At 28.4% G+C, this 25,678-nt stretch carries 17 protein-coding genes and 1 pseudogene; 14 read left to right on the plus strand and 4 right to left on the minus strand.

The window, feature by feature from the left end:
* Nucleotides 1-150 precede the first annotated feature (150 nt).
* From AXY43_RS19800 to AXY43_RS19825, 6 genes are all read left to right on the plus strand, one after another.
* Nucleotides 151-2,910, plus strand: coding sequence for a sigma 54-interacting transcriptional regulator (locus tag AXY43_RS19800; protein WP_023975268.1), 2,760 nt, complete (start codon nt 151-153; stop codon nt 2,908-2,910).
* Nucleotides 2,911-3,022: 112 nt separating this feature from the next.
* Nucleotides 3,023-3,463, plus strand: a complete 441-nt coding sequence (locus AXY43_RS19805) for a PTS sugar transporter subunit IIA (protein ID WP_023975267.1) — start codon at nt 3,023-3,025, stop codon at nt 3,461-3,463.
* Nucleotides 3,432-3,920 (plus strand): PTS sugar transporter subunit IIB, encoded by a 489-nt coding sequence (locus tag AXY43_RS19810; RefSeq protein ID WP_241394411.1) that lies wholly within the window; start codon nt 3,432-3,434, stop codon nt 3,918-3,920. The genes AXY43_RS19805 and AXY43_RS19810 overlap by 32 nt, the downstream gene beginning before the upstream one ends.
* An 18-nt stretch (nt 3,921-3,938) precedes the next feature.
* A complete protein-coding gene (locus AXY43_RS19815; protein WP_023975266.1) occupies nt 3,939-4,730 on the plus strand; it encodes a PTS mannose/fructose/sorbose/N-acetylgalactosamine transporter subunit IIC in 792 nt (263 codons plus the stop codon).
* Nucleotides 4,723-5,523 carry a PTS system mannose/fructose/sorbose family transporter subunit IID gene (locus AXY43_RS19820; protein WP_023975265.1) on the plus strand — a complete coding sequence of 267 codons (801 nt, stop codon included), beginning with the start codon at nt 4,723-4,725 and terminating at the stop codon, nt 5,521-5,523. The genes AXY43_RS19815 and AXY43_RS19820 overlap by 8 nt, the downstream gene beginning before the upstream one ends.
* Before the next feature lie 28 nt (nt 5,524-5,551).
* Entirely contained in the window at nt 5,552-6,607 is a 1,056-nt protein-coding gene (locus tag AXY43_RS19825; RefSeq protein ID WP_017212704.1) for an SIS domain-containing protein, read from the plus strand.
* 255 nt (nt 6,608-6,862) lie between these two features.
* On the opposite strand, the gene AXY43_RS19830 is transcribed toward AXY43_RS19825, so the two are convergent.
* Nucleotides 6,863-8,341: an oligosaccharide flippase family protein gene (locus AXY43_RS19830; RefSeq protein ID WP_087702186.1), complete on the minus strand. Its 1,479-nt coding sequence runs from the start codon at nt 8,339-8,341 to the stop codon at nt 6,863-6,865.
* A gap of 180 nt (nt 8,342-8,521) precedes the next feature.
* On the opposite strand from AXY43_RS19830, the gene AXY43_RS19835 reads away from it, so the two are divergent.
* Entirely contained in the window at nt 8,522-9,397 is an 876-nt protein-coding gene (locus AXY43_RS19835) for a helix-turn-helix domain-containing protein (protein WP_023975263.1), read from the plus strand.
* A 259-nt stretch (nt 9,398-9,656) separates the two neighbouring features.
* Nucleotides 9,657-12,595: pseudogene (locus AXY43_RS19840) on the plus strand (DEAD/DEAH box helicase).
* A gap of 285 nt (nt 12,596-12,880) precedes the next feature.
* Here the strand turns inward: AXY43_RS19840 and AXY43_RS19845 are convergent.
* On the minus strand, nt 12,881-13,747 hold the full coding sequence (locus tag AXY43_RS19845) for a MurR/RpiR family transcriptional regulator (protein ID WP_011968316.1): 867 nt from the start codon (nt 13,745-13,747) through the stop codon (nt 12,881-12,883).
* A gap of 469 nt (nt 13,748-14,216) precedes the next feature.
* Here AXY43_RS19845 and AXY43_RS19850 point away from each other — a divergent pair, with 469 nt between their 5' ends.
* From AXY43_RS19850 to AXY43_RS19860, 3 genes are all read left to right on the plus strand, one after another.
* Nucleotides 14,217-15,044, plus strand: coding sequence for a Cof-type HAD-IIB family hydrolase (locus AXY43_RS19850; RefSeq protein ID WP_039769797.1), 828 nt, complete (start codon nt 14,217-14,219; stop codon nt 15,042-15,044).
* Between the two features lie 40 nt (nt 15,045-15,084).
* On the plus strand, nt 15,085-15,870 hold the full coding sequence (locus tag AXY43_RS19855) for a histidinol-phosphatase HisJ family protein (protein ID WP_105412028.1): 786 nt from the start codon (nt 15,085-15,087) through the stop codon (nt 15,868-15,870).
* Between the two features lie 239 nt (nt 15,871-16,109).
* Nucleotides 16,110-16,622: a GNAT family N-acetyltransferase gene (locus tag AXY43_RS19860; RefSeq protein WP_023975259.1), complete on the plus strand. Its 513-nt coding sequence runs from the start codon at nt 16,110-16,112 to the stop codon at nt 16,620-16,622.
* A 100-nt stretch (nt 16,623-16,722) separates the two neighbouring features.
* On the opposite strand, the gene AXY43_RS19865 is transcribed toward AXY43_RS19860, so the two are convergent.
* Nucleotides 16,723-17,958 (minus strand): MFS transporter, encoded by a 1,236-nt coding sequence (locus AXY43_RS19865; protein WP_039769802.1) that lies wholly within the window; start codon nt 17,956-17,958, stop codon nt 16,723-16,725.
* 170 nt (nt 17,959-18,128) lie between these two features.
* Here AXY43_RS19865 and AXY43_RS19870 point away from each other — a divergent pair, with 170 nt between their 5' ends.
* Nucleotides 18,129-19,583 (plus strand): MDR family MFS transporter, encoded by a 1,455-nt coding sequence (locus AXY43_RS19870; RefSeq protein WP_023975257.1) that lies wholly within the window; start codon nt 18,129-18,131, stop codon nt 19,581-19,583.
* 339 nt (nt 19,584-19,922) lie between these two features.
* Here AXY43_RS19870 and AXY43_RS19875 read toward each other — a convergent pair whose 3' ends face one another.
* Nucleotides 19,923-20,471 carry an ECF transporter S component gene (locus AXY43_RS19875; RefSeq protein WP_023975256.1) on the minus strand — a complete coding sequence of 183 codons (549 nt, stop codon included), beginning with the start codon at nt 20,469-20,471 and terminating at the stop codon, nt 19,923-19,925.
* Nucleotides 20,472-20,752: 281 nt separating this feature from the next.
* Here AXY43_RS19875 and AXY43_RS19880 point away from each other — a divergent pair, with 281 nt between their 5' ends.
* Together AXY43_RS19880 and AXY43_RS19885 are read left to right on the plus strand one after the other, a co-directional pair.
* A complete protein-coding gene (locus tag AXY43_RS19880; RefSeq protein ID WP_039769804.1) occupies nt 20,753-21,982 on the plus strand; it encodes an exonuclease SbcCD subunit D in 1,230 nt (409 codons plus the stop codon).
* Nucleotides 21,957-25,448, plus strand: a complete 3,492-nt coding sequence (locus tag AXY43_RS19885) for an AAA family ATPase (protein WP_105412029.1) — start codon at nt 21,957-21,959, stop codon at nt 25,446-25,448. Before AXY43_RS19880 ends, AXY43_RS19885 begins: the two co-directional genes overlap by 26 nt.
* Nucleotides 25,449-25,678: the final 230 nt, after the last annotated feature.

The following is a 25,678-nucleotide window of genomic DNA, read 5'->3' on the forward strand; positions in this document are numbered from 1 at the left end:
TATATAAATAATTTATTGAAATAAGATAAAAATTTTAGAGGGATATGTTTTTTATTATTTAAACAAATGATAAATTAATGATAAGTACAATGCTTAAGGAAAAATGTAGATTTATTTAAAATAAATTTTTATATGTATTGGAGGGAATTTATGATTACTAAAGTTTTGGAATTTATTAATTCAGAAGCTGTATTTGAGAGTCTTAAAGACTTGGAAAAGTATGGAGGAATTGAGACGGAATATATATCTAGCAATTTTAAGATGAGCAGGACTCAAGCAAGCAGATTATTAAATGAATTGGTGAAATCTAAAGATTTACTTAAGATAAATAGTCGCCCAGTTAAATTTCTTCCTAGAAAAAAAATTAATGATATTATTGGGCCAACAAAGAAAAGTATATATAAAGATATATACGAACTAGAACAGGAATGTGAGTCATTAAAACAGGAGATTGTTTTTGAAAGTATAATTGGTTATGATAACAGTCTGAAGGAAGTTATTGAGCAAATCAAAACGGCAGTTTTATATCCCAAAGGGGGATTAACTGTCATGCTTACAGGTGAAAGTGGAGTTGGTAAAAGCTTTTTAGCAGAGATAATCTACAAGTACAGTGTAAGCTGTAATGTTTTAGAAAAAGATGGACCATATAATGTTTTGAATTGTGCTCAGTATTATAATAATCCTGAATTATTATCTGGTATATTATTTGGGCATGCTAAAGGGGCATATACGGGGGCTACAGAATCAAAAGCAGGGTTAATTGAACAATCAGATGGCGGAATCTTATTTTTAGATGAAGTACATAGACTTAATAGCGAAGGACAAGAAAAATTGTTCACATTTATGGATACGGGAGTATTTTCAAGAATTGGTGAAAATGGAGTAAAGAGAAAAGCAGATGTAAGATTAGTTTTTGCAACAACAGAAAATCTATCTGAATTTTTACCAACTTTTTTAAGAAGAATACCTATTAATATATATATTCCTAATGTAGAGGAAAGAGGACCTATCGAGAAAAGGAGAATAATAGAACATTTTATATATGAAGAAAGTAAGATTTTTGGAATACCAATTGAAATTACACAGCTTACATTAAATACAATTCTAAAAATAAAATTTAAAGGAAATATTGGAGAATGTAAAAATGTAATAAAATATGCGTGTGGAAGATCATATTCAAAGGGCCAAAGAAGAAATGGAAATATATTTGTAACATTGCAGGATATACCAAGAAACATATACATTGAGAATGCAGAGATTTTTAAGTTTCAAAACAATAATAAAAGCAAAAGTATTGTATTTTCAGATAATAACAATAGACATGTCCAAACATATGAAGAAAGTAAGCAAAGCATAATTAAGCAAAGTATATTAGAGTGTTTTAAGTTGTATAAATTAGTTGAAAGTGGAGAAGTCAGCAAAGAAGGATTTTATGAGAAGAGTTCCAATATAATGGTTAATTTGATGGATAGGCTAGTATTTGCTAATAATGATGAAACTAAAAACGTAATTATAGAATTTATAATATCAACAATGCAGGATATATTTAGAAATCTAGAAATAAATTATAATATTAAATATGATGGGAATAATGTGCTGGCTTTTTCATCATACTTATACTCAAAAAATGATTTTTATAGCTTAGATGAAGAGGAATTAAAAATAGAGAATAAGTTATTGAGCTATTTAAAGAGAGAAAATTATAAAGAATATTCTGTAGTATATAAAATAGCAAGTTTTATAGCGAACAGGTTAGATATTTATTTAACTGATAGTGATTTAATTATTATGATTATATTTATTAAAACTACTGCAATACGTATAAATTTTAATAAGATGAATGCAATAATTATTGCTCATGGATATGCAACAGCAAGTAGTATGGCTAATGTCTGCAATCGTATTATAGGTGTAAATGTATTTGCATCTATTGACATGCCAATAGATGCAACAGCAATAGATGTGCTTAAGCAATTGAACAGGTATATTGAAGATGATAAATTAAAAAATGGCTTAATTGTTTTATTTGATATGGGATCTCTTAGCTTAATTTATGAAAATCTAAAAGATAAGATTAATATTCCCATGCTTTGTATAGATCAAGTTACAACTATGTTAGCTTTGGAAGTGGGAAATTTATTAATACAAGGAAAAACTATTGAAGAAATCTCTGAAGTAATGAATGAAGAAATTAAACCTAACATACAGTTATTTTATCCTCAGAAGAATAAAGAATATGCAATAATAGCATCTTGTTTTACAGGAATAAGTACTGCAATTAAGATACAGAATTTACTTTCAGAAAGTTTAGCAGGAATAGTTGATGTAAAGGTGGTTCCGTATAGTTATAATAATCTAGTATCTAAAGGAAAAGATGACTCTATATTCAAGATGTATGACGTATTAGCTATTGTCGGTACGTATAATCCTGAAATTGAGACAATTAAGTTTATATCTTTAGAAGATATTATATCAGGAAAAAGAGAAGATGAGGTGTATAGAATTTTCAGTAAGGTAGCAGGACATGACCAAATTAAATTAATAAATGATTCTATTGTGAAAAACTTCTCTTTGACAAGAGTTATAGATAGCCTAACTATTTTAGATTCTAATAAGATTATAGAGAGAATAGAGGACGGTATCAATGAGTTTGAAAATAATCAGAAAAGAAAAATACCAAATGACAAAAAAATTGCTTTATATGTTCATTTAAGCTGTATGGTAGAGAGATTAGTAAGACAGGCTGAGATAGAAGAATATACAGATTTAAATTTGCTAATTGAAGAGCATCAGAGTGAGATTAAGCTAATTAAAAATTCATTTAGTGTGATAGAAAAAAGTTATAGTGTGCAAATACCAATTGCAGAGATTGGATATATCTATAATATAATATATGGACCAATTCAATAATTTCAAGCAATTAAGAGAATAAAATAAAATTTTATAAAAAGCATGTCACTAGTTGGCATGCTTTTTGCTTATTAATAAAGTATAAATAAAAAAATTAAAGGAGGTGATAGTAATGAAGAAATTTTTAATTGCAACTCATGGAGAATTATCAAAAGAATTTATAGAAACCAGTAAATTAATAGTAGGATCATTAAGCAATGTTGAATATTTCTGCATGACTAAAGATAAATCGGGAGATGATGCAGAAAAGGAAATGAAAAGAATTTTATCTAATAAAAGCGAAGAAGAAAAGTATATTGTTTTAACAGACATTTTTGGTGGAAGTGTAGCTAATTTATGTACCAATTTATTGTTGAATGGATATGAATTTGAATTAATAACAGGTATAAATTTGCCAATGATTTTAACAATACTTTTATCAGGCGAAGATGATATAGAAATGTTGATAAAAAATGGAATAGAAGAAGCAAGAAAAGGAATTATTCATATAAACGAATTACTAAGAAACAATAAGGAAAGGAATGAAGAAGATGATATCATTGATGAGAATTGACGACAGATTAATACATGGGCAGGTTGCATTTGGATGGTCAACATCGCTAGGGATAAATGTAATATTAGTGGTTAATGATGAAGCAAAAAATGATCAAATGAAAGCTATGGCATTAAACTTAGCTAAACCCAATAATGTAACTTTATATATTAGAGGAGTACAGGAATCGGGTGAGATAGTAGAGAAATTTGCTCAATCTAAGAAGAATAATGTACTTGTTTTAGTAAAAAATACAAAAGATGCATTGGAACTAGTAAAAAATTCAGGCGGAGTTATAAAGGAATTAAATGTAGGGGGCTTAAGATATGAAGCTGGGAAGCAGAAACTAACAGATTTAGTTGCTGTTGATGAAAATGATGTATCTAACCTAAAAGAAATAAATGATTTAGGCATAGAAATCGAATTTAGAATGCTGCCAAGGGATAAGAAAAAGACTTTATCAGATTTACTAAAATAAGTAAGGAGGTAAAAAATTATGATAGCACAAGCAATTATGCTGGGATTACTTGCAGGAATAGGTATACTGGATGGACGTATTTTTGGGCAGATAATGCTTGAAAGACCAATAATCACAGGTGCCTTAGTAGGACTAATTTTAGGCGATTTAAAAACAGGTATTATTATAGGAGCTCAACTTGAACTTATATGGATGGGTATTGCAGGAATAGGCGCAGCAACACCACCAGATGTTGTAACAGGTGGTATATTAGGAACAGCTTTTGCAATATTATCTGGAAATGGTGTTGAGGTAGCTCTTGCTATAGCAGTACCAATTGCAGTTTTAGCACAATCATTAGGCGTATTAGTAAGAATAATAAATTCTTATTTTGCTCAAAGGGCAAGTGCATATGCTAAAAAGGCTGACTTCAGGGGGATTGCAATAATGATGTGGATCCCGGTTATGTTATTTTTCCTAAGCACCTTTATTCCAACATTCTTAGCAATCATGTTAGGAGCAAATGCTGTTACGGCGTTAATAAATTCTATTCCAAAGATAATTTTAGAAGGGCTTGGAATAGCAGGATCACTATTACCTGCTGTAGGATTTGCACTATTAATGGATATGTTACTTTCAAAGAAAATGGCTGTATTTTTCTTCATAGGATTTTTATTAGCAGCCTACGCTAAATTAGATATAACAGCAATAGCTTTATTTGGAGCATGTGTTGCATTTATACTAAATATTTATATTAACACTAAAGAAAATAGCACAGTTAAGCAGGCAGTTGCGAATAATTTAACGGAAGGGGAGATTGACTTTGAATAAACTAGGTAAAAAAGAGTTAAGAAGTGTATTTTGGCGTTCATTCGCTCTTCAAGGAGCATTTAACTATGAAAGAATGCAGAATTTAGGCTATTGTTATGCAATGTTACCAGTTATCAAAAAACTTTATTCAAAGAAAGAAGATCAAGCTAAAGCTCTAGAAAGACATCTTGAGATATTTAATACAACCCCAGTAATTGTTCCGACAATACTTGGAATTACTGCTGCAATGGAAGAACAAAATTCAAATAATTCTGATTTTGATGAAAGCGCAATTAGTGCAATAAAGACTGCTTTAATGGGGCCTTTAGCAGGAATAGGAGATTCGCTCTTCTGGGGAACATTTAGAATTATAGCAGCAGGAATAGGTGTTTCTCTAGCCAGTGAAGGGAATATATTTGGACCAATACTGTTCTTGCTATTATACAATATACCAGGGTTTGCTATTAGAATATTGGGATTAAAATATGGGTACCAATTAGGAGTTAACTCATTAGAGAAGATACAAAAGCAAGGATTAATGGAAAAAATAATGTCTATAGCAACAACAGTTGGACTATTTGTTGTTGGTGGAATGGTATCTACTATGTTAAAAATAAAAACTCCGTTGGTATTTAATTTAAACGGTGCAAAAGTAGTAGTTCAGGATATATTAGATAAAATATTGCCAAACATGCTGCCACTATTATTTGCCTTCTTTATTTACTATCTATTAAAGAAGAAAGTAAGCATCACTAAAATAACAATAGGTGTTATAGTTGGTGGAATAATATTGCATGCAATATGGCTATTATAATAAAAAATAAGAGAAAGAGGTAATAAAAATGAGAATACAAGATTATATGTTAGAAACTCCAACTAAAATGAAGGAGATAATCTCAAAATCTGATGAATTATTTAAAGAAATAATAAAGGAAGATATAGATAAAATTATAATTACAGGATCAGGAACAAGTTATCATTCAGGGGTACAAGTACAAACTTATTTGCAAGGAATATTAGATGCTGAAGTTATAGCAATGTATCCATTTATGATAACTAAAGATACATTCAAAGGTAAAAACGAAAAGACATTGATAATAGGGATATCACAAGGCGGAAGTAGTTATTCGACTTATAATGCAATGAAATTGGCAAAGGAATGTGGTTGTATAACTGCATCTATGGCTGGATGCGAAAATGCTTTAATAGATGAGGCTGCAGATTATATTTTAACAGTATACTGTGGAGAAGAAAAAGCTGGAGCTAAAACTAAAGGTTTTTATTGCACAAAGTTAAACTTAATGCTTCTTGGACTTAAATTAGGAAAAGAAAATGGACAAATATCTGAAGAAAAATACAAAGAAGAAATAGATAAAATATTAGATGCTAGCGATAGATTTGAAGACGTATATAAAAAGTCAGAACAATGGATTGAGAAAAATAAAAGTAGATTAGTAGAAGCTAAGGAAATAAGAATAATAGGTCCAGCAGAATTATATGGTGATACTTTAGAAAGTGCATTGAAGTTATTAGAAACTATGAGAGTGCCTGTTACAGGATATGAATTTGAAGAATTTATACATGGTATATATAATGCAATAAATAGTGATTCAACAATATTTATATTAGATACAGGAAAAGAACCAAGAGTAGCAAAAATGATTGAAGTTTTATCTGAATGGACAAGCAATATTTATGTAATAGGACGAAATGTTGCTTCGGATGATAGAAATCTACAAATAAATGTGAGTGAAGATGAACATCATCAAACATTTAATTTCATAGTGCCAATGCAATTAATATGTGGAGAGATACCTAATTTAAGAGGTGTTAATCCGAGTATACCAAAAGATCCTCAATTTCATATGAAACTTGGAAGCAAGAGAATTAATAAATAATCTGTAATAAAAATAATTGTTAATAAGTTGGTTGCGTAAAAATTCTATAATAATTATTTAAACGTATTGATGAAAAAATGTTATTAGGCTAATAATTTATTTTGAGTTTTAATTGAAATTGAATATATTAAGTTTATTGTAAAATTTAGAACAGTAAATAGTTTTTTATAAAAATAAACTATTTACTGTTTCTTCTATTTGAAAAGAAAGTACAATACACCATTTTTTATATCCGTTCTAATTAACTAGAAAGATCTACATTATTCTGTGATTATATAACACTTTTAATTTTTTAAAGACTATGCTTAATAATCCAAAGAACACACCATCTCTTGTTGCTATAAGAATTATAAAGTAAATACTGCAACAAGCAAGTATATCAAGTATACATGATAATATAGTTCCAGATATAAATTTATTTATAACAAAGGTTATTGGGATAAATATTAAAGAGTAATACAAATACTTCAAATTCTCAAAAGCGAATAATCTTATATTTATGTTAAGTTCATTTTTTACTAATCTATATTCTAAAGCCATAACTACTAAATTTGAAATTAAAGTTGTTGCTATTACTTTTGTTGGTGTGAACATATTGGTAAATATTAAAAGCGCATTTAAGATTAAATTTAATATACCTCCAATGAAAACTAACTTAGCATCTGTTTTTTCTCTCCCGAAAATATAAATTATCTGATCTGAAATAATTCTATCAATTCCAATAGTCAGCATATATATTGAAAACACCATTAGTATTGGTACAGCTGGAAGATAGATATCAGTACCTTTGCCCATAATCATAATAACCTGTTTAGAAACTCCAAGTAATCCTATTGAGGCTGGAAATAAGAATAAGAAATATATTTTAATTACCTTATTTAATAAATTCAAATAGATTTCTTTTGAATGATTTTCTAAATAGTTTGAAAGTCTAGCCATGGAAACTTGAACTATTGTAAACATTAAGATATCTATCATTGACATTATCTTTTGGGCCACTCCATAATATCCTGCTTCTGTTGATCCTAAATTGCTATTTAGCATGTTTTTATCAAGCCAAGTATATAAAATGTATGTGTTGGCAAGTATTACAACTGAAAACATAGGTTTTATATGTTTTTTTATTTGTAAATCTGAGAAGTCAAAGTGTATCTTCTTTTTTATATATATAAAACTGGATATGTTATTAATAAAATTTATACCACAAGTAAGATATATGTAAAATAAAAAATCAGCCTGAGTCTTTACAAAATATATTGTTAATAAATTATATATGATTTTAATTATCATAGTTTTTAATGCTATAAAATCATAATTTTCAAGAGCTTCATTAATCCATTCAACATTGAACATATTAAAAACTATGTTTAATCCCATAACCATGCAAGTATAAAAATATGCATCATTTCTATGTAATATAGTTAAAAAGATAGCATAAAAAATAGAAGTTACAGCTGTTGTTGTGGTGGTAATTACAAATAAACTAGTAATTGTTTTGGTTAGTTTATCCTTATCATCTCTTACTTTGCTTACTTCTCTTAAACCATATTGATACACCCCAAAGCTTGCAAAAATCATAAAAACTGCAGTCCAGGTTTCCCCCATGGTCATATATCCATTTAATTTATCTTGAATTGCACTAAGAACTATTGGCATAACTATTATAGGCAAAATTATATTTGAAACATTTAATACCGCTTTAAAAAAAGCATTTTTAGATATTGATCTAGACATAATTATCTCCTTAAAATATATTGTATTTTGAAGTTTGCAATATTATGGTAATATAGTAATTGAATTGTTTCAATTACTATATATAAATGTCTAAGATAATTGAAAAATATAAAATATTGAGTTGAATATAATTCAACTTATTTGATTATCATTATATGATAACAATATGGAGTGAGGAATTTGAATAAAGATTTATATGAATTTAAAGAAATAGATGAAAAGATAAAGAACAAATTAAATTATATTAAAGCTGATTCAGATATTATGTATAACAATATTAATGAAGTAAAAGCATTAAAAAATGATATATATGAAAAAACATCTAAGGTTTTTACGTACAATCTAAGAAAATTAATTCAATTGGAATCAACACAAAAAAAGTTGGCTGGTAAAATTGGTATATCAGAGGATTTACTATCTAAATATAAATCAGGAGATGCTTTCCCATCTATAGAAACATTACTATATATTTCTGAGGTATATAATATAACAATCGAAAAACTTATTTCTATGCCGCTAACAGCAGAAGATATTGAGAACTTAGAAAATAATAATGAAATTGGATCCGATATTTTTGAAGAGAAATACTACGTTTATTTTTTTGTTACTAATATAGCTAAAGAAGGATCTTTGCATGAAGGAATCGTAGAAATTAAGAATGAAAATGTAAATTTTAAGATTTGTTCAGATGAAAAGGTGATTAAATATTTTATGGGGAAGTATATTGTATCCGATAAAATGATATTTTTTAATTTAAGCAGCTCAAATGATGGAGTTACATATATAAATATGATTAAACCAAACCTCAATAAAAATAAATATACCGGTGGTGTTGCTATGATGATGCTTCCCTCAGATGCGAATAGTAAACCATGTGTTCAAAAGATTTTATTTAGCAAAATCAAGTTGGATAGAGAATTATATTACAATAACCTAAAAGGGATTTTAAATTTTAAAATTGATGGAGTTAATTTAGGTCATGTTAAGCTATCTCAGTGGGAAGATGAGGCGGCATATAATTTTATATTAAAACTAAAGAGTTCTAGGAGAGCTTAGTGTTTCAGCACTAAGCTATTTTTTGGCTATTTAGGAAATTATAATTCAGTAAAATCTGTGGACGAGGAGATACTCCTTGAGGGTATAACTTTTTGATCAAAGATAAAAAATCTAAACTACTATGTTATAATATATTTTATGCAAAAATATCATTATTGAAATGCAACTATTAGAGGTAAAAGTGATATTTAATTTATAATTTATAGATTAAATAAATGGCTAGAATCTTATTTGTGCTTGTCACGAAAGAGGTGATTACTTGAAACTAGAAGAATTAAAGTCAATATTATTTAAATCAGCTTCATCTACTATGAAAAGAGAGGGAGAGGTTAAATTTAATAATGGTTTAGTCACTTATTTTAAGGGGAAAAAGATAGATAATATATATCATATTTATGGAAGAGTTACGGATAAAAATAGAATTAACGAATTTAGTACACATATTAAGATCAACCTTCAAAAGAAAAAACTAGAGAGCGCTAAGTGTTCCTGTGACGAGTTTAAAGAGTTTACTTCGAGTGGATATACATTAATGTGTAGTCATATAACTGCTACTGAATATAAGTTTATTAGCTTGCTTGAAAGCGATAATGATAAAGAAGAAAATTCTGAAGAGAAAACTGCAGAAAAATATAAAATATGGGGAAATGATCATAGCACAAGGCTTATTCGAAAAATAGAAAAAGATTCTCTATATTATGAGGTACAAACACCTTCGAGAAGTGGGAAGCTTATACTTAAGCCAGAGGAACTTAGAAAATTTTTAAAAGGTATAGAGGATAGAAAAATAAAATTTAAGTTTGATTATATTGAAATTACAGCACCAATATTACACAAAGATCTACCTATAACCTTTAATGTTAAGGAAGATAACGGAATGATAGTATTGACGACTCATAAGCAGCTTCCCATTTCATTAAATTCAAACAATGATGTTTATTATTTTAGGAATGAACTCTATTTACCTTCAAAAAATCAAATTGATAATTATGCTAGTTTGCATGAAAGATTATTAGTTTATGGCAGAATTACTTATAGAAAAGATATAGATACTTACACTAAACTAATGTCTCTTTTAAGTAGAATTTCGAGTAACATAAATATTGCGGAAAACTTAAGAAATTATGCATCTAATTTATCAAGACCTGAATTCTTTTTATATGAAGGGAACGGAAAAATTTACTGTGATATATTTCTTAGCTATGGTAGTACAAAAATCAATATATTAGATGAGAGAAATGTTTCACATACGTTCATAAGAGATGATAAAAAAGAAGAAAAGCTTCTTATGGAAGTTGAAAAACTAAGTTTTGTAAAAATAGATAACAGACTTGTATTTATAGGTAAAGATGAAGAGTTGTTTAATATACTAAGCAAAAAAGGAGAGACAATTCACTCGTTGGGAAATGTTATGTTAGGAAACGGCCTTAGCAATAAAAAAATATATAATCTGGATTCAATTAGAGTTGATTTAGATGAAGTGGACGGTAGTTATAATTTCTCTTATAGTATAGAGGAGTTAGGAACAAAGGAATTAAATAGTGCATTGAAGGCATATAAAGATAAAAATAAATTTTACAAAACAAGAAATAATAACTTTTTAGATTTTGAAGATAATGGTGTGAGAAGTTTTTTTAATCTAATTGAAGTGTTAAATATAAATCTGGATTTAAATAATGAAAAAGTTAAAATGGAGAAGAATAAAGCATTATGTCTATATGAAAATATAAAGAATATAGGGTTAGGAATTATACAGAATTCCAATGAATTAGAAGATATAGAAAATAAGTTAGACAACATAAATAATAAAAATATATCAATCCCAAGTGATTTTAAAGGAATCCTTAGAGAATATCAAATTAATGGATTTAAGTGGCTCAAGACCTTAAGTGAAGTGGGATTTGGAGGAATATTAGCAGATGAGATGGGATTAGGTAAGACAATACAAGTTATAGCATTCTTATTATCAGAGAAGAACAAAAAGACTTGCATAATTTGTCCGACATCATTGCTTTATAATTGGAAAGATGAAATTTTAAGATTTGCGCCAAGTTTAAGGGTTGTGATGGTTCATGGAAGTCAAAGAGATAAAATTATGGAAGATATATATGAGTATGATGTAGTGCTAACTACTTATGGAACATTGAGATTAGATATAGATAATTATAGAGATATTGTTTTTGATTATTGCATAATTGATGAGGGGCAGAGTATTAAGAATTCTGAAGCTCAGAATTCAAGAGCTGTAAAAGAAATTCAGGCAAAAATTAGATTTGCTTTAACTGGAACACCTATTGAAAATAATTTGACAGAGCTTTGGTCTATATTTGACTTTATAATCCAGTGTACCTCTACGCTAAAGAAAAGTTTGAGGAAAAATTTATTTCAAGAAGGGAAGATAATTTAGAGAATCTTAAGACTATGATAAAGCCTTTTGTTTTAAGGAGAACTAAGAAAGAAGTAATGAATGAATTACCAGATAAAATAGAAAAAACTTTATTAGTTGAAATGACCCCTTCTCAAAAAGCTGTGTATAGTAATTATGTAAAAAGAGTAAAAGCTGTAATGAAGAATAACAAAGATGGTAGAATCGAGATATTCTCATATTTAACTAAGCTAAGGGAGATATGTTTAGATCCTTCACTTATACTTGAAGACTATAATGGAGGAAGTGGGAAAATAGAAGAAGTAGCAGGAATTATCAAAAATCATATTGATTCTGGTGGGAAGATACTTCTATTTTCACAATTTACTTCTGCATTAGATAGGATTGGGGATCGCTTAAATAAGGAGAAAATAGAATTTTTCCATTTGAGCGGAAAAACAAGCCCTAAAAATAGAATAAAAATGGTTAAAGATTTTAATACTAATGAGTTTGTGAATGTCTTTTTGATTTCCTTAAAGGCTGGAGGAACTGGACTTAATTTAACATCAGCTAATTTAGTTATTCATTTTGATCCATGGTGGAATCCAGCAGTTGAGGCTCAGGCGACGGATAGAGCTCATAGAATTGGTCAAAGGGATGTAGTAGAGGTGATTAAGTTAGTATCTAAAGGAACTATAGAGGAGAAAATCATTTTGCTTCAAGAAGATAAAAAACAACTTATTGACAGTATTTTAACGGGAGAACTTAAAAATAGCGGCTTATTAGGCAGTTTATCAAAAGAAGATTTACAACAATTGTTTGAGAGAGATTAAATAATTGTTGTATAAATATAAAAAGATATTAGTAAGAAATAATTATGTTGAATGAAGAAAAGCTGGCTAGGTTTTTAATGTTAATTGAAATCTATAAAAATTATATATTTCTATGAGTATAAAATTATCTGAAAAATATTTTCAGATAATTTTATTATTTAAAGGAATATTTGAAAATAAGTACCTGTTTTGATTGCATGTATATAATTATCAATAGTTATCTACTATAATGTAAATGAACAAAATGTAATACTAAGTACGAAGCATAAACATCTAAAGATTAGGTCATTCTTCTACCTGGCGATGATCTAACTTATTAAATTCGTTTAGGCGATACTCCATATTTTTTTCATAATCTTTGTTAAAGATACAAGAGAATATGACATCTAAAACATATTGTGTAGCAATATGAGAAGAATAGTGAGAAATTTTCTTCTTTAAATTTTCTTTACTAGAAACAAATATATGATATTTAAATAACTTAGTTAAATAGTTTTCTTGAGCTGAACAGATAACTAAGGTTTCTATTTCCTTACGTTTTAGAACTAAAGCAATTTCTTTAATTTCAGGTGTCTTACCAGAATAAGAAAGGATAATTGCAACTTGCTTATTTTTATTATTAGAAGCGGCAGCACGGTATACTTGGTTCATTGGAATTAGTGAAACATTAACGTATCTACCGATGCTTTGCATTTTATCTTGAAAGTTCAATGCCGTTTGTATATTATTTGTAACGGCATAAACATCGACTATCTCGGCATTATAAATTAAATCAACAGCATCTTCTAGCTGTTCGGAATTAAAGAAGGAAAAAGTGTTGGTTAAGGTATCAATATAAAGCTGCTTAATGTTACTAGCGATTTGAAACTGTGTATCGTCTTTCTTGAAAGGAAAATTTATATCAATATTTTCTGGCTTATTCATTTTGGAGTATAGTTCTTCAACAAACTTGATTTTAAATTCTTTGAAACCAGTTAATCCGATTTTTTTACATAGTCTGTGTATAGTTGAGATTGATGAAAAAGATACTTTGGCTAATTCATCTAGTGACATACCAGCAACTTGCTCCTGATTTTCCAATATGTAATTTGCAAGTAATTTTTCTGTTTCAGTTAAATTATTAGCATATAAAAGTAAATTATAAATTGTCATGATGATTATCTCCTTGGTGAAGTTTACATTTTTAGATGAATTATTTTATTAATGAATTTTAGCCGTAATTATGAAATATGCATTATGAATTGCAACATATATATATTTATTTTAGCATTAATAAAAATTATTATCATCAAATTGAACTAAAGAATTATGAACTTAAAATATCAATGGAGTTAGCATATAAATTATATTGTAGAAATTATAACTGGATTTGAGCATCTATTATAAAGATGACTTTTAAAGAGTACAAGCAGTTTCTTTTTTATGAAGAAAATTATTAAGTAGAGTATATATTCACGGCACAAGATTGATACAGTGCTTCATTCTTTGGAGAGTTACAATAAAATCAAATCGCAAATAACTTTTGAAAGTATTGGAAATACACAGTCTTAGAAGCAGATCTTATTTTAAATATTTTAAAAAAGTATATATAAAAATGCGCAATATAGGAGGAGGCAAAATTATGGCATATAAACTAATAGCTTGTGATATGGATGAGACACTATTAAATGATAATCATATAATTTGTCAAAGAAATATTGATTTAATAAAAAGAGCCAAGAAAGAGTATGGAGTAAAATTTGTACCAGCTACAGGAAGAGGTTATTCTTCTATTCAGAAGGACTTGAAAATTTTAGATTTATATGATCAGGTTGGGGAATATATTATTTCCTTTAATGGCGGCGCTTTAACAGAAAATAAGGATAACAAGCTACTGCAATTTAAAGGATTAAGATTCGATAAGATGAAAGAAATTTTTGAGTATGGATTAAATAAGGATGTTTGCATACATGTTTATACAAAAGATAAATTGTATATTTATAATTTATCACAAAGTGAAGAAGAAAGAATTAAAAATCAAAAATTAGAGTGTACTATTATGAAAGAAAATACAGTGGATTTTCTTGAAGAGGAACCAATTGCAAAGATCATATATCAAAATATAAATGTTCAATATTTGATGGGTATTGAGCCAGATATGAGAAGTATTACAGAGGGGTATTGTGCTGTAAGTTATTCGTCAAATCGATATATGGAATTTAATTCATTAGGGGTAGATAAAGGTAGTGGTCTAATTAATTTAGCAAAAATTTTAGATATAGATATTAAAGACACAATTGCTGTAGGAGATAACTATAACGATATGTCTATGTTAAAAGTAGCAGGTCTATCAGTAGCGGCGGGAAATGCAGTTGAAGATGTAAAAAGAGCCTGTGATTATACAACAGAAGCCGATAATAATGAAGGTGTTGTCGCTGAATTAATTGAGAATTTTATATTGAAGAAATAGTAATAATAGTTGTAATAATATTTTAGGAGGAAATTTAATTATGTTAGCTGATTATCATATGCATACAAGTTTTAGCGATGATTCCACTTATCCTATGGAAGATGAGATCAAAAAGGCAATATCTTTAGGAATTGATGAAATATGCTTTACAGAGCATGTTGATTATGGAGTGAAAGTAGATATAAATTGCAATTATATAGATTATATAAATGAATTTAATAGGTGCAGAGAAAAATATAAATATAAAATTACTATGAAACTTGGAATCGAATTTGGGATGCAAGAACATACTATTGATGAATTTCAAAAAGATTTTAATGAATATGATTTTGATTTTGTTATTCTCTCTTGTCATCAGGTAGATAATAAGGCATTTTGGACACAGGATTTTCAAAAAGGAAAGACACAAAAGGAATATAATGAGAAATATTATGAGGAAATATTAAAAGTAATAAAAAAATATAATGATTATAGTGTTTTAGGTCATTTAGATATGATTAATAGATATGATAAGATGGGAAAATATCCTTTTGAAAAGGTAAGAGATATTGTAAAAGAAATCTTAGTTCACGTAATTTCTCATGGAAAAGGAATTGAAATTAACACATCTTGTTTTAGATATGGGTTAGATGATTTGACACCTTCTAGAGAAATATTAAAGTTATACAGAGAATTAGGAGGAACTATTATTACAATAGGATCTGATTCACATAAGGAAGATGATGTAGGATGCAAGATTTCTTATGTAAAAAATGAACTTAAGGAACTGGGATATAAAGAATTTTGTACATATAAGAAAATGGAGCCAATCTTTCATTGTTTATGATAATAGATGAATAATTAAAAATATTAGTAAAGTTCAGCGTACATTAACTGTAGGTAAATAAGTTCATGTATGCTGTTTTTTATTTAGTTTAATTTATTATTATTCAATTATTTGTAATTAAGTGTTGTTTTATCACTATAAAAATTAATAAAATGGGGATATTAAAAAAATAATTTTACATATTGCACATAGGTGTTAAAATATAGGAAGATTAGTTTATTTTGAAAGGGATATGAAAAATGATAAGAGAAGCAACGGAAAAAGATTTAGCAGATATTTTAGAGATTTACAATGATGCTATATTAAATACAACAGCGATTTATGATTATACTGCTCATAATCTTGAGGAAAGAAAACAGTGGTTTGATGAAAAGAAAAAAGATGGATGCCCACTATTGGTGTTTGAAAAAGATAACAAAGTTGTAGGATTTGCTACATACGGGTCTTTTAGAACTTATCCAGCCTTTAAGTACACAATAGAACATTCTGTATATGTTCATAAAGACTATAGAAATTTAGGAATAGGGAAGATATTGTTAAAGGAATTAATTGATGCTGCTAATAGAGATGAGTACGCAACTATGGTTGCTTGCATTGATAGTTTAAATGACGGTAGTATCAAAATTCATGAGAAATTTGGGTTTAAATACTCGGGAACAGTAACTAAAGCAGGCTATAAATTTGGTAAATGGTTGGACTTAGTTTTTTATCAACTAGATCTAACAGGCCCTAAGTATCCAATAGAAAAGTAATGATTTTTTATATTTTTGAAATAAATAGACGTATTTTAAGAATAATAAAGCACCACCAGATATCATAATTTATAACATCTAGTGGTGCTTTTTCACTTTTCTATTCTGCTGAATCTATTTCACTACTAATTGAGGTATTAAATATTAATGAAGTAAGCATTGCACCTATTAGAAAAAGTATGCCTGCTGAGATGTAGAGAATAGTAAGGGAAAATTGGCTTTTAAGCCATCCTGTAATTGACATTGTAATAACCATGAATCCCATAAACATTGGATTTAATACTCCGTTTACTCTTCCAACAAACTCAGATTTTGTTAATTGAAGAATTAATGTGTTAATACCAATTTGGATGCAAGGCATAAAAAATCCATTAAGGAATTGGAACAATAGAATTATAATCCAGCTTGAAGATAATCCCATGCCAACCATTGAAATGGTGTTAACTATAAGTCCTATTGCAAGAAGCTTTTGGGGCATAACTTTCTTTGAGATTGTCATAACTAATCCGCCACCAATAAACATTGCTGCTCCATTTACCATAAGTAATAATTGAAGATTTTCTTTAGGAAGACCGAGTCTTTCAACAATTAAGAAAACCCCAAGTGGTTGTATGATACCAACAGCAAGGCCTGATACTGCAAAAACAGATCCAAGTATAGTTAGCTCTCTTTGCTGCCAAACATAGGCGAAACCTTCTTTTAATTCTTCTAAGAAATGATTTGTAGTTTCTTTCTTTTCAATTATCTCATCAGCGGGCAATAGAGTTAATACTGAAGCTGATAGTAAGAAAGCTACACCCATTACTGATATAGAAATATCTATTCCAAACTTTTGAAAAGCAATGGTACCTAATGCTGGTCCTATAATCATAAAAATAGACATAAGAGTTTGGAAAATAGCCATTCCAGTTTGCATAAACTCTTCAGGAACATGGACTTTAAATAATTTCATTGCAGAGGGCTGAGAAAACTGAGACAAAATAGATGAAATAAATGTTACAAAAAATACAGCTTCCCAAGTTGCAAAGATTATTGTAAGCAGAACGGCAAAAACAGAAATAGCACTTAGTAAATCACACCAAACCATGGTACGCTTCGGTCGCCATCTATCTGCAAAGGTTCCCCCAATAAATGAAAATATAAATATTGGAGCAAATTCTGCAACTGAAATTAAAGAAACCGCAATGGGATTGTTATTAGTCTTCTCCATTACAAATAACAATATGGCGAAATTACGAACCCATATTCCTATTTGTAGAAAAATAGAAGAAGCTATAATTACTTGAACAAATCTATTGCGAAAAAATGAAGACATTGACATTGTCGATTTTGTCATATAATTACCCCTCTTAAATTATTGAATATTTTATTATATACTATATCATAAATCAGTAGCACATCAAGTTAAAATATTATTATAATGTTGTATAAATAGCTAAGTATATATATAATTATAAAGTTGACCTTAAAATAAACAAAGGAAATTTATAAGGAAGTGATTTAAAGATGAATTCAAGAAAAAGAAGCATTGCAGCAGCATTAATGGTAGCAATGTTTTTAGGGGCAGTGGAAGGAACTGTTGTAACGACAGCTATACCAACAATAGTGAAGGATTTACAAGGATTTGAAATTATTAGTTCAGTTTTTTCAGTATATTTACTAACTTCTGCCATTGCTACTCCTATATATGGGAAACTATCAGATCTATATGGAAGAAAAAATATGCTTTCAATTGGAATAATAATATTTTTAATTGGAAGCTTTTTATGTGGATTATCGCAAACTATGTACATGCTGATAGGAGCTAGAGCAGTACAAGGAATAGGTGCTGGAGCAATATTTACAGTTACATATACAATTATTGGAGATGTATTTACATTAGAGGAAAGACCAAAGATCCAAGGAATAATAAGTTCTGTTTGGGGAATTGCAAGTTTAGTAGGTCCATTTTTGGGAGGGATTTTAATAGATTTATTATCCTGGCATTGGATATTTTTTATAAATCTTCCATTTGGAATTATATCAGTTGTACTTATTCAAAGAAATTTGGATGAAGTTTTCGAAAAGAAAAAACATAGCATAGATTTTGCTGGAATTATAACTTTATCACTGGCGATGGTTATATTTTTGAATATCTTCTTGTCAAATGAAGATATGAGTTCTAGCAATAATATATTTACTTTATTATCCGTTATTGCAACTGTTATATTACTAGTTGCATTCTGTATAATTGAAAGAAAAGCAAAAGAGCCAATTATTCCTTTTGATATATTTACAAAGACAAGTTCAATTGTGAATTTAATAAGCTTCTTGGCTTCAGCTATATTAATGGGTTCGAATGTTTATCTCCCAATATACATACAAAATGTACTTGGATATAGTGCTAAGATATCAGGCTTGGCACTAGCTCCTATGTCATTTGCTTGGCTTATAGCTGCAGTAATTTTAGGAAAGTGTATAGTAAAGTTTGGTGGGAAAATAGTAATACTTATATCTAATGTTATCTTACTAATTAGTACAGCGTTATTGCCTACATTGAATGCAGAATCTTCTATATTATTAGTAATAATATATGCTTTCATAATGGGATTTGGATTTGGTGGAGCATTTACAACTTTAACAATAATAATTCAAGAGTCAGTAGAATATAACAAGAGAGGTGCTGCAACTGCAGCTAATTCATTGCTTAAAACAATAGGTCAAACTATAGGAGTAAGTATATTTGGTAGTATATTTAATATATATATAATTAAGTATTTTACTCAATTAGGAATAAATGGAGTTGATCCAAGTAATTTGTATAATTCAGCGGTAACTGATGAACAGATAAGACTCTCATTAAACAGTTCATTACACTTTTTATTTATAATACTTATAGGAATAGCTGTTATATCGTTACTTTCATCAATGATAATGCCTAAAATAATGGAAAGTTCTAAGACAGAGGAGAACAGAGCATAAAATAGAGGTTGAAAATTTATTAATTACTGTGACTGTATCATATTAAGTTTTTTAATTATTATGATATAGTCACTTCTTTATTATATAAGAGTTTGAATTGGAATGAAATAGGTGGCATCTAGGCCACTCTGAAGCATAAATTATTAATAAAGCTAATTCAGAAGGGGACATTTTAAAAGAGAACAAAAAGGAAAATATATTCATCCCCTAGATATTTTTTAGTTAAATTTGAAAATGAAGATAAAAAATCTCAGGATACGGAATCACCTGAGACTTTTAGTGATAGAAAATTTTAAAAATTTCTGTTATAAAAATTTGAATGATTTGTAGAAGCTAAATCTAATGAGCAAATACAGCTTGTTTTGCTTTTGATACAACTGCACTTAATGGCAATGCGATTACTATACCAGTAGATACTTGGATTATGTTCCCTAATATATCTTTAGCTGAATATGCTATTCCTTGTATTAGCCCAATTTTTTCTGTTAAAAAGCCTGATATTATTATTCCAGCAAAAAAATATGCAATCACCATAAATATACCACTGGATACAAATGCAATTGTATACCTTACAGTAACTTTGTTTTCTGACATTTTTTCTAATATAGATCCTGCAATATAAGCCATTCCCCATTTAATAACTAGCGTAAAGGGTGCCCAAAAATAATATCCACCTAATGCATCAACAAGAAACATACCAAGAGCACTTGAAATTGCTCCTTTTTTCTTACCTAGAACTATCACTGATAAGAATACCATACAGTCGCCTATTTGGACAAAGCCTCCAACTGATGGAATTTTAATTATGCTTCCTGCTATATAGGTTAAAGCAATCATTAGCCCCATTAATACTAATTCACTAGTATTTAAAGATTTACTTCTTTCCATAAATATTACCTACCTTTTTTATAAATTACTTGCTGTATATGAATACAGGTTTTTATAGTCTTTGTTTTTTATATCTAGCATGCTTTATACAATAAAACTCAATACAAATAATAAAATCATTATATTAATATATCTAAAATTTATCAAATGTATGGGTACACATAGAAATGATTAGAATAATTCAATCTAGACATATATATCCACAAAATAGTATTGGAAAAAATCTATTTAAGTAGGCTATAATGTAAATATAAATTGGGCCTAATGGGAGGAGATATAATTTGAGAATATTGCATACAGCTGATTGGCATTTAGGCAAGAATTTAGAAGGACAAAGCCGAATGGATGAGCAGGAAGAGTTTTTAAATGATTTTGTTAAGATTGTAGAAGATAATAATATAGATTTAATAATGATTGCGGGAGACGTTTATGATAATCCAAACCCTCCGGCAAGGGCAGAAAAAATGTTTTATGATACTTTAAAGAGACTATCGAAAAATGGGGAGAGACTTACTTTGGTTATATCAGGAAATCATGATAATCCAGAGAGATTGGTTGCGGCAGGTCCACTTGCTCGTGATCATGGAATCATTATGGTTGGAACACCAAAAACTATAGTTCCTTGTGGTGAGTATGGGAAACATAAAGTTTTGTCATCAGGAGAAGGGTATGTGGAAGTTGAAATTAATAGTGAAAAAGCAGTTATCTTAACTGTGCCTTATCCAAGTGAGAAAAGACTGAATGAAGTTATCTATAACTATATGGAAGATGAAGAGGAAAAAGCTAAATCCTATAGTGATAAGATATTTTCTTTATTCAATTCATTAAAAAGTCATTTTAGAGAAGATACAATTAATCTTATAATATCGCATCTATTTGCAATGGGAAGTGAGGAAGGTGGCTCTGAAAGAAGCATTCAATTAGGAGGTGCTTATATAGTAGATGGAAGTTGTTTTCCAAAGGAAGCACAGTATATAGCATTAGGGCATGTGCATAAACCACAAATAGTTCCAGGAACGGATAAAAGAGCAAGGTATTGTGGGTCACCAATTCACTATAATAAAAAAGAGATTAGCTTTGAAAAGAGATGTTATATAGTTGATGCAAAAGCTAATGAAGAATGTGACATACAAGAAATAAACTTAAGGGTATATAAACCAATAGAAATTTGGAAATGCTCAAGTATTGAAGATGCAATATTACGATGTGCTGAAAATAAAGATAAAGATTGCTGGGTGTATTTAGAAATAAGTACAGATAGATACATAAGAGAAGATGAAATAAAACAAATGAAAGAATTAAAAGCAGATATATTAGAGATAATGCCTAAGGTTAAAGGATTGGAAGAAGAGCGTGAATTAAACTTAAGTGAAAAATCGTTTGAGGAAATATTTAAGGAGTTTTATCTTAAAGAAAGGGGCACTCCTCCAGAAGGTGAAGTTATGGAATTGCTTTTATCAATTATAAACGAAGAGGGTGGAACAGATGAGACCAATCAAATTGAGGATTAAGGGCTTAAATAGCTTCATGGATGAACAAATTATAGATTTTGATAAATTAACAGATAGAGGATTTTTTGGAATCTTTGGACCAACTGGAAGTGGGAAATCAACCATATTAGATGGAATAACTCTAGCATTATATGGAAATGTATCAAGAAAAAGCTCCAATTTTATAAATACTAATTGTGACAGATTAAATGTAAATTTTGAGTTTCAAATATCAGGTAGTGAAATAAGAAAATATATCATTGACAGGGAGTTTAAAAGAAAAAAAGATGGTGGAATAAGCTCTGGAAAATGTAAAATCGTTGAAGTAACAAGTTCAGAAGAAGAAATTTTAGCAGATGGAGTTAAAACTATAAATAAGAAAGTTGAGGAGATAGTAGGTCTTAATTTAGAAGATTTTTCGAGAACTGTTGTTTTACCTCAAGGGAAGTTTAGTGAATTCTTAAAACTTGAAGGCAAAGATAGGCGTGATATGCTTGAAAGGTTGTTTAACCTTCAACAATTTGGAGACAATTTATCCAGAAAACTTAGTGCAAAGATAAGCAAAGAGCGAACTGATAGCAATATTTTAGCGGGACAATTAAGCGGATACAACGATGTAAGTCCAGAAAAATTAAAAGAAAAGGAAGATTCGTTTAATGAATTAAAAAATAATCTGGAAGATTTAAAAAAGGAATTAGATATAATAGAAAAGAAGCATAAAGAAAATGAAGAAATATGGAAGCTACAGCTTGATTTATTAGAGTATAAAAATAAAGAACAAAAATTAAAGGAAAAAGAGGAAAAGATAAATTCATATCTAGAAAAGATAAAGCTAGGTGAAGCAGGCGCAAAGGTGCTACCTTATTTAAATGCATTTGAAAGCACTAGAAAAGCCTTTGATAAAAATGAGGTTGAGCTAGAAGAATTAAAATTAAAGATAGATAATATAAAAGAAGAAAAAGAAAAAATCGAGCAACTTTGGTGTATGGCAAAATATAAAAAAGAGAATAAACTTCCTCAATTAATGATGCAGGAACAAAAAGTTAAAGATGCTATTGAAGAAAAGAATTTGATACGTGAGATAGAAAATAAAATAGATTTATTAAAGGCACAAATTAAAGAATGTGATGCTAAAAATAATAGTATACAGAGTGAGCTCATTAAAATAGAAGAAGAAATAAGTAATAAAAATAAACTAATAAAAGAAGACGAAAAAACATATGATAATTTGAAAATTGAAGAAAGCTTAAAAGAGGCAGTTCAAGAAGGAATAATTGTAGAAGAAAAGTTAGAAAAAATAAATGGAATTCTAGTTAAGGATAAGCAAAAGAAAGCAGTTATTGAAAAAGAAAATAGTGAAACTATACTTAAAGGAAAAGCCTTAAGAGAAGTTTTAGATAAAGAAAAAAAGAGTTTGGAAGATAAAGAGAAACAACATGAGTTTTTACTTAAAAATTCGCCAGGTGAACAAAAAGATTTAGTTAATTTAAAACAGTTAGTAGTGGAAAATGAGCAAAAATGGAGCAGTTATGTAAAGCTGAACAAAGAAATAGATTTCTCTAGAGAAGAGATAAAAAACTTACAAATAGATATATTAAGTAGAAGAGAAGAAGAAAAGCAACTTGAAAAAGAACTAGAGGAAATAAAAAATACTCAAAAGGAGATTATGAGAGAAAATTTAGCACATACTCTTAGACAGGAACTTAAAGATGGAGATACATGTCCTGTATGTGGTTCGACTCATCATATGAAAGAAAATATTAGGATCTTTGAAGTTCAAGATGTGAAGAATGTAGAGGGAAAAATAAAACTAAAAGAAAATTCAATAAAGATTATTAGTAGTAAAATAACTCAAGGTGAAACTAAGGTAAATAGTTTTAACGAAAAAATTAAAGTTAATCTCGAAGAAATTGAAAAGCTCGGAACTGAGTTTAAGGAAAAAACTTTGAAAGAGTTAAAGCAGGGATTTATAGATTTAGAAAAAGCTTTAGAAAGTTATTCTAAAGATAAGGAAGAACTTGAAAAAAGTGTTAATAGGCTAAGGAATGAAATTAATATTAAAACTGGAGAAATAAATGAATTACGAGCAGTAGTTAGAACTAACCAAAGACAGCTTGAAGATTTGGAAAAGAGTATTACAGAAAATACAGAAGAATTGAATATTCTAAAAAATAGATTGGATTCGCTAAGAGCAAAGACATTAGTAAGTGATTTTAATAAAAAAAGCGAAGAAATTAAAGCCGTTGAAAAAGAGAGAGAAAGATTATCAAAGGTTATTAAATCTAATAGAGAGCTAATAGAAAAATTAGAAAAGAATAAAGAAAATTTAAGTAATGAAGTAATCTTAGTAAAAGAAAACTTAACTAAATATAATACAGAATTAAGTAGTTACGAAAAAAGTAAAGAAGAAAAAATACAAGCGATAAAGAATAAGGTTGATAATGCAGATGATCTGGTTTCACTATTACATAAAATTCAGGAGAATATTGAAAATATTAATAGTGAGTTTAAGGAAAGTGAAAACAATAAAAATAAAATAGAGAAAGAATTTAATGAAAACAATGAAAGGTTAATTTCTGCAATCAGTAAATATAAGGAATTAAGTAAACGAAAAAAAGATGAAGAAGCTCAGTTAGAAGTTGCAATAGACAGTGAAGGATTTAATTCCCTTGACGATGTCAAAAAAAATATAATTGGAAAAGAAGAAATTAATGATTATAAATTAAAAGTAGAAAGTTATAAAAGTGAAGTGTCAAAAGTGAATGGAGCAATTGAAAGTTTACTTAATAAAATAGATGGTAAAGAGTTAAGTGAAGAAGAATATACAGAAATAAAACTCTTAAAAGATATTAAAGAAAAAGAGTTCAATGAAATTAATGAAAACAAAATTAAGGTAGATGAAGAATTAAAAAACATAAAAAATAAGCTGGAAGAACAGAAAGATCTCTTAGATAAGAAGATGAAACTAGAACATAAATTGGCTCTTCTTGGTGATTTGGAAAAGTTATTTAAGGGAAAGAAATTTGTTGAGTTTGTAGCAGTAAGCAAGCTTAAGTATGTTTCAATTGAAGCATCTAAGAGATTAAAAGAGATAACTCATGGAAATTATGGACTAGAGGTTGATGACAATAGCAGATTTATAATTAGAGATTATAAAAATGGTGGAGCCAAAAGAGACTCTACTACTTTATCAGGAGGAGAAACATTTTTAGCATCCTTATCATTAGCTTTGGCATTATCAGCACAGATTCAGCTTAAGGGAACAGCACCATTAGAATTATTTTTCCTTGATGAAGGATTTGGTACTTTAGATGATGATCTACTTGAAGTTGTTATGAATTCGCTAGAAAGGATTCATAATGAAAAATTAAAGGTCGGCATAATAAGCCACGTTGAAGCAATAAAGAATAGAGTACCAGTGAAACTTATGATTACTCCTGCAGAATCAGGTATGGGTGGGAGTAAAGTTAGAATTGAAAGAAACTAAATTTATAAAAATAACAAGTTATTGTATTAATCTATAACTTGTTATTTTTTGTGTTAATTGGTAATTAAGTGCTATAATATAAATTGTAATTAGATTACGAAAATAAAAATTCAATAAATATTAGAGGCGATTTTAAATGTTTAATTGTAAGTCTAACTTGATTTTATCTTTTCATAATTCTTCAGATAAAATTAATATTAGAAAAACTATTAGACCTTGTAAATGCAATA

The sequence above is a fragment of the Clostridium sp. MF28 genome, from assembly GCF_002969175.1.
Taxonomy (GTDB): Bacteria; Bacillota; Clostridia; order Clostridiales; family Clostridiaceae; genus Clostridium; species Clostridium beijerinckii.

What these genes read in the sequence shown, in the direction of transcription:
- AXY43_RS19800 (WP_023975268.1), top strand. Translation starts at nt 151, where the DNA reads ATGATTACTAAAGTTTTGGAATTTATTAATTCAGAAGCTGTATTTGAG.
- AXY43_RS19865 (WP_039769802.1), bottom strand. Translation starts at nt 17,958, where the DNA reads ATGACAAAATCGACAATGTCAATGTCTTCATTTTTTCGCAATAGATTT.
- AXY43_RS19810 (WP_241394411.1), top strand. Translation starts at nt 3,432, where the DNA reads ATGAAGAAGATGATATCATTGATGAGAATTGACGACAGATTAATACAT.
- AXY43_RS19855 (WP_105412028.1), top strand. Translation starts at nt 15,085, where the DNA reads ATGTTAGCTGATTATCATATGCATACAAGTTTTAGCGATGATTCCACT.
- AXY43_RS19860 (WP_023975259.1), top strand. Translation starts at nt 16,110, where the DNA reads ATGATAAGAGAAGCAACGGAAAAAGATTTAGCAGATATTTTAGAGATT.
- AXY43_RS19830 (WP_087702186.1), bottom strand. Translation starts at nt 8,341, where the DNA reads ATGTCTAGATCAATATCTAAAAATGCTTTTTTTAAAGCGGTATTAAAT.
- AXY43_RS19845 (WP_011968316.1), bottom strand. Translation starts at nt 13,747, where the DNA reads ATGACAATTTATAATTTACTTTTATATGCTAATAATTTAACTGAAACA.
- AXY43_RS19805 (WP_023975267.1), top strand. Translation starts at nt 3,023, where the DNA reads ATGAAGAAATTTTTAATTGCAACTCATGGAGAATTATCAAAAGAATTT.
- AXY43_RS19875 (WP_023975256.1), bottom strand. Translation starts at nt 20,471, where the DNA reads ATGGAAAGAAGTAAATCTTTAAATACTAGTGAATTAGTATTAATGGGG.
- AXY43_RS19885 (WP_105412029.1), top strand. Translation starts at nt 21,957, where the DNA reads ATGAGACCAATCAAATTGAGGATTAAGGGCTTAAATAGCTTCATGGAT.
- AXY43_RS19825 (WP_017212704.1), top strand. Translation starts at nt 5,552, where the DNA reads ATGAGAATACAAGATTATATGTTAGAAACTCCAACTAAAATGAAGGAG.
- AXY43_RS19815 (WP_023975266.1), top strand. Translation starts at nt 3,939, where the DNA reads ATGATAGCACAAGCAATTATGCTGGGATTACTTGCAGGAATAGGTATA.
- AXY43_RS19850 (WP_039769797.1), top strand. Translation starts at nt 14,217, where the DNA reads ATGGCATATAAACTAATAGCTTGTGATATGGATGAGACACTATTAAAT.
- AXY43_RS19870 (WP_023975257.1), top strand. Translation starts at nt 18,129, where the DNA reads ATGAATTCAAGAAAAAGAAGCATTGCAGCAGCATTAATGGTAGCAATG.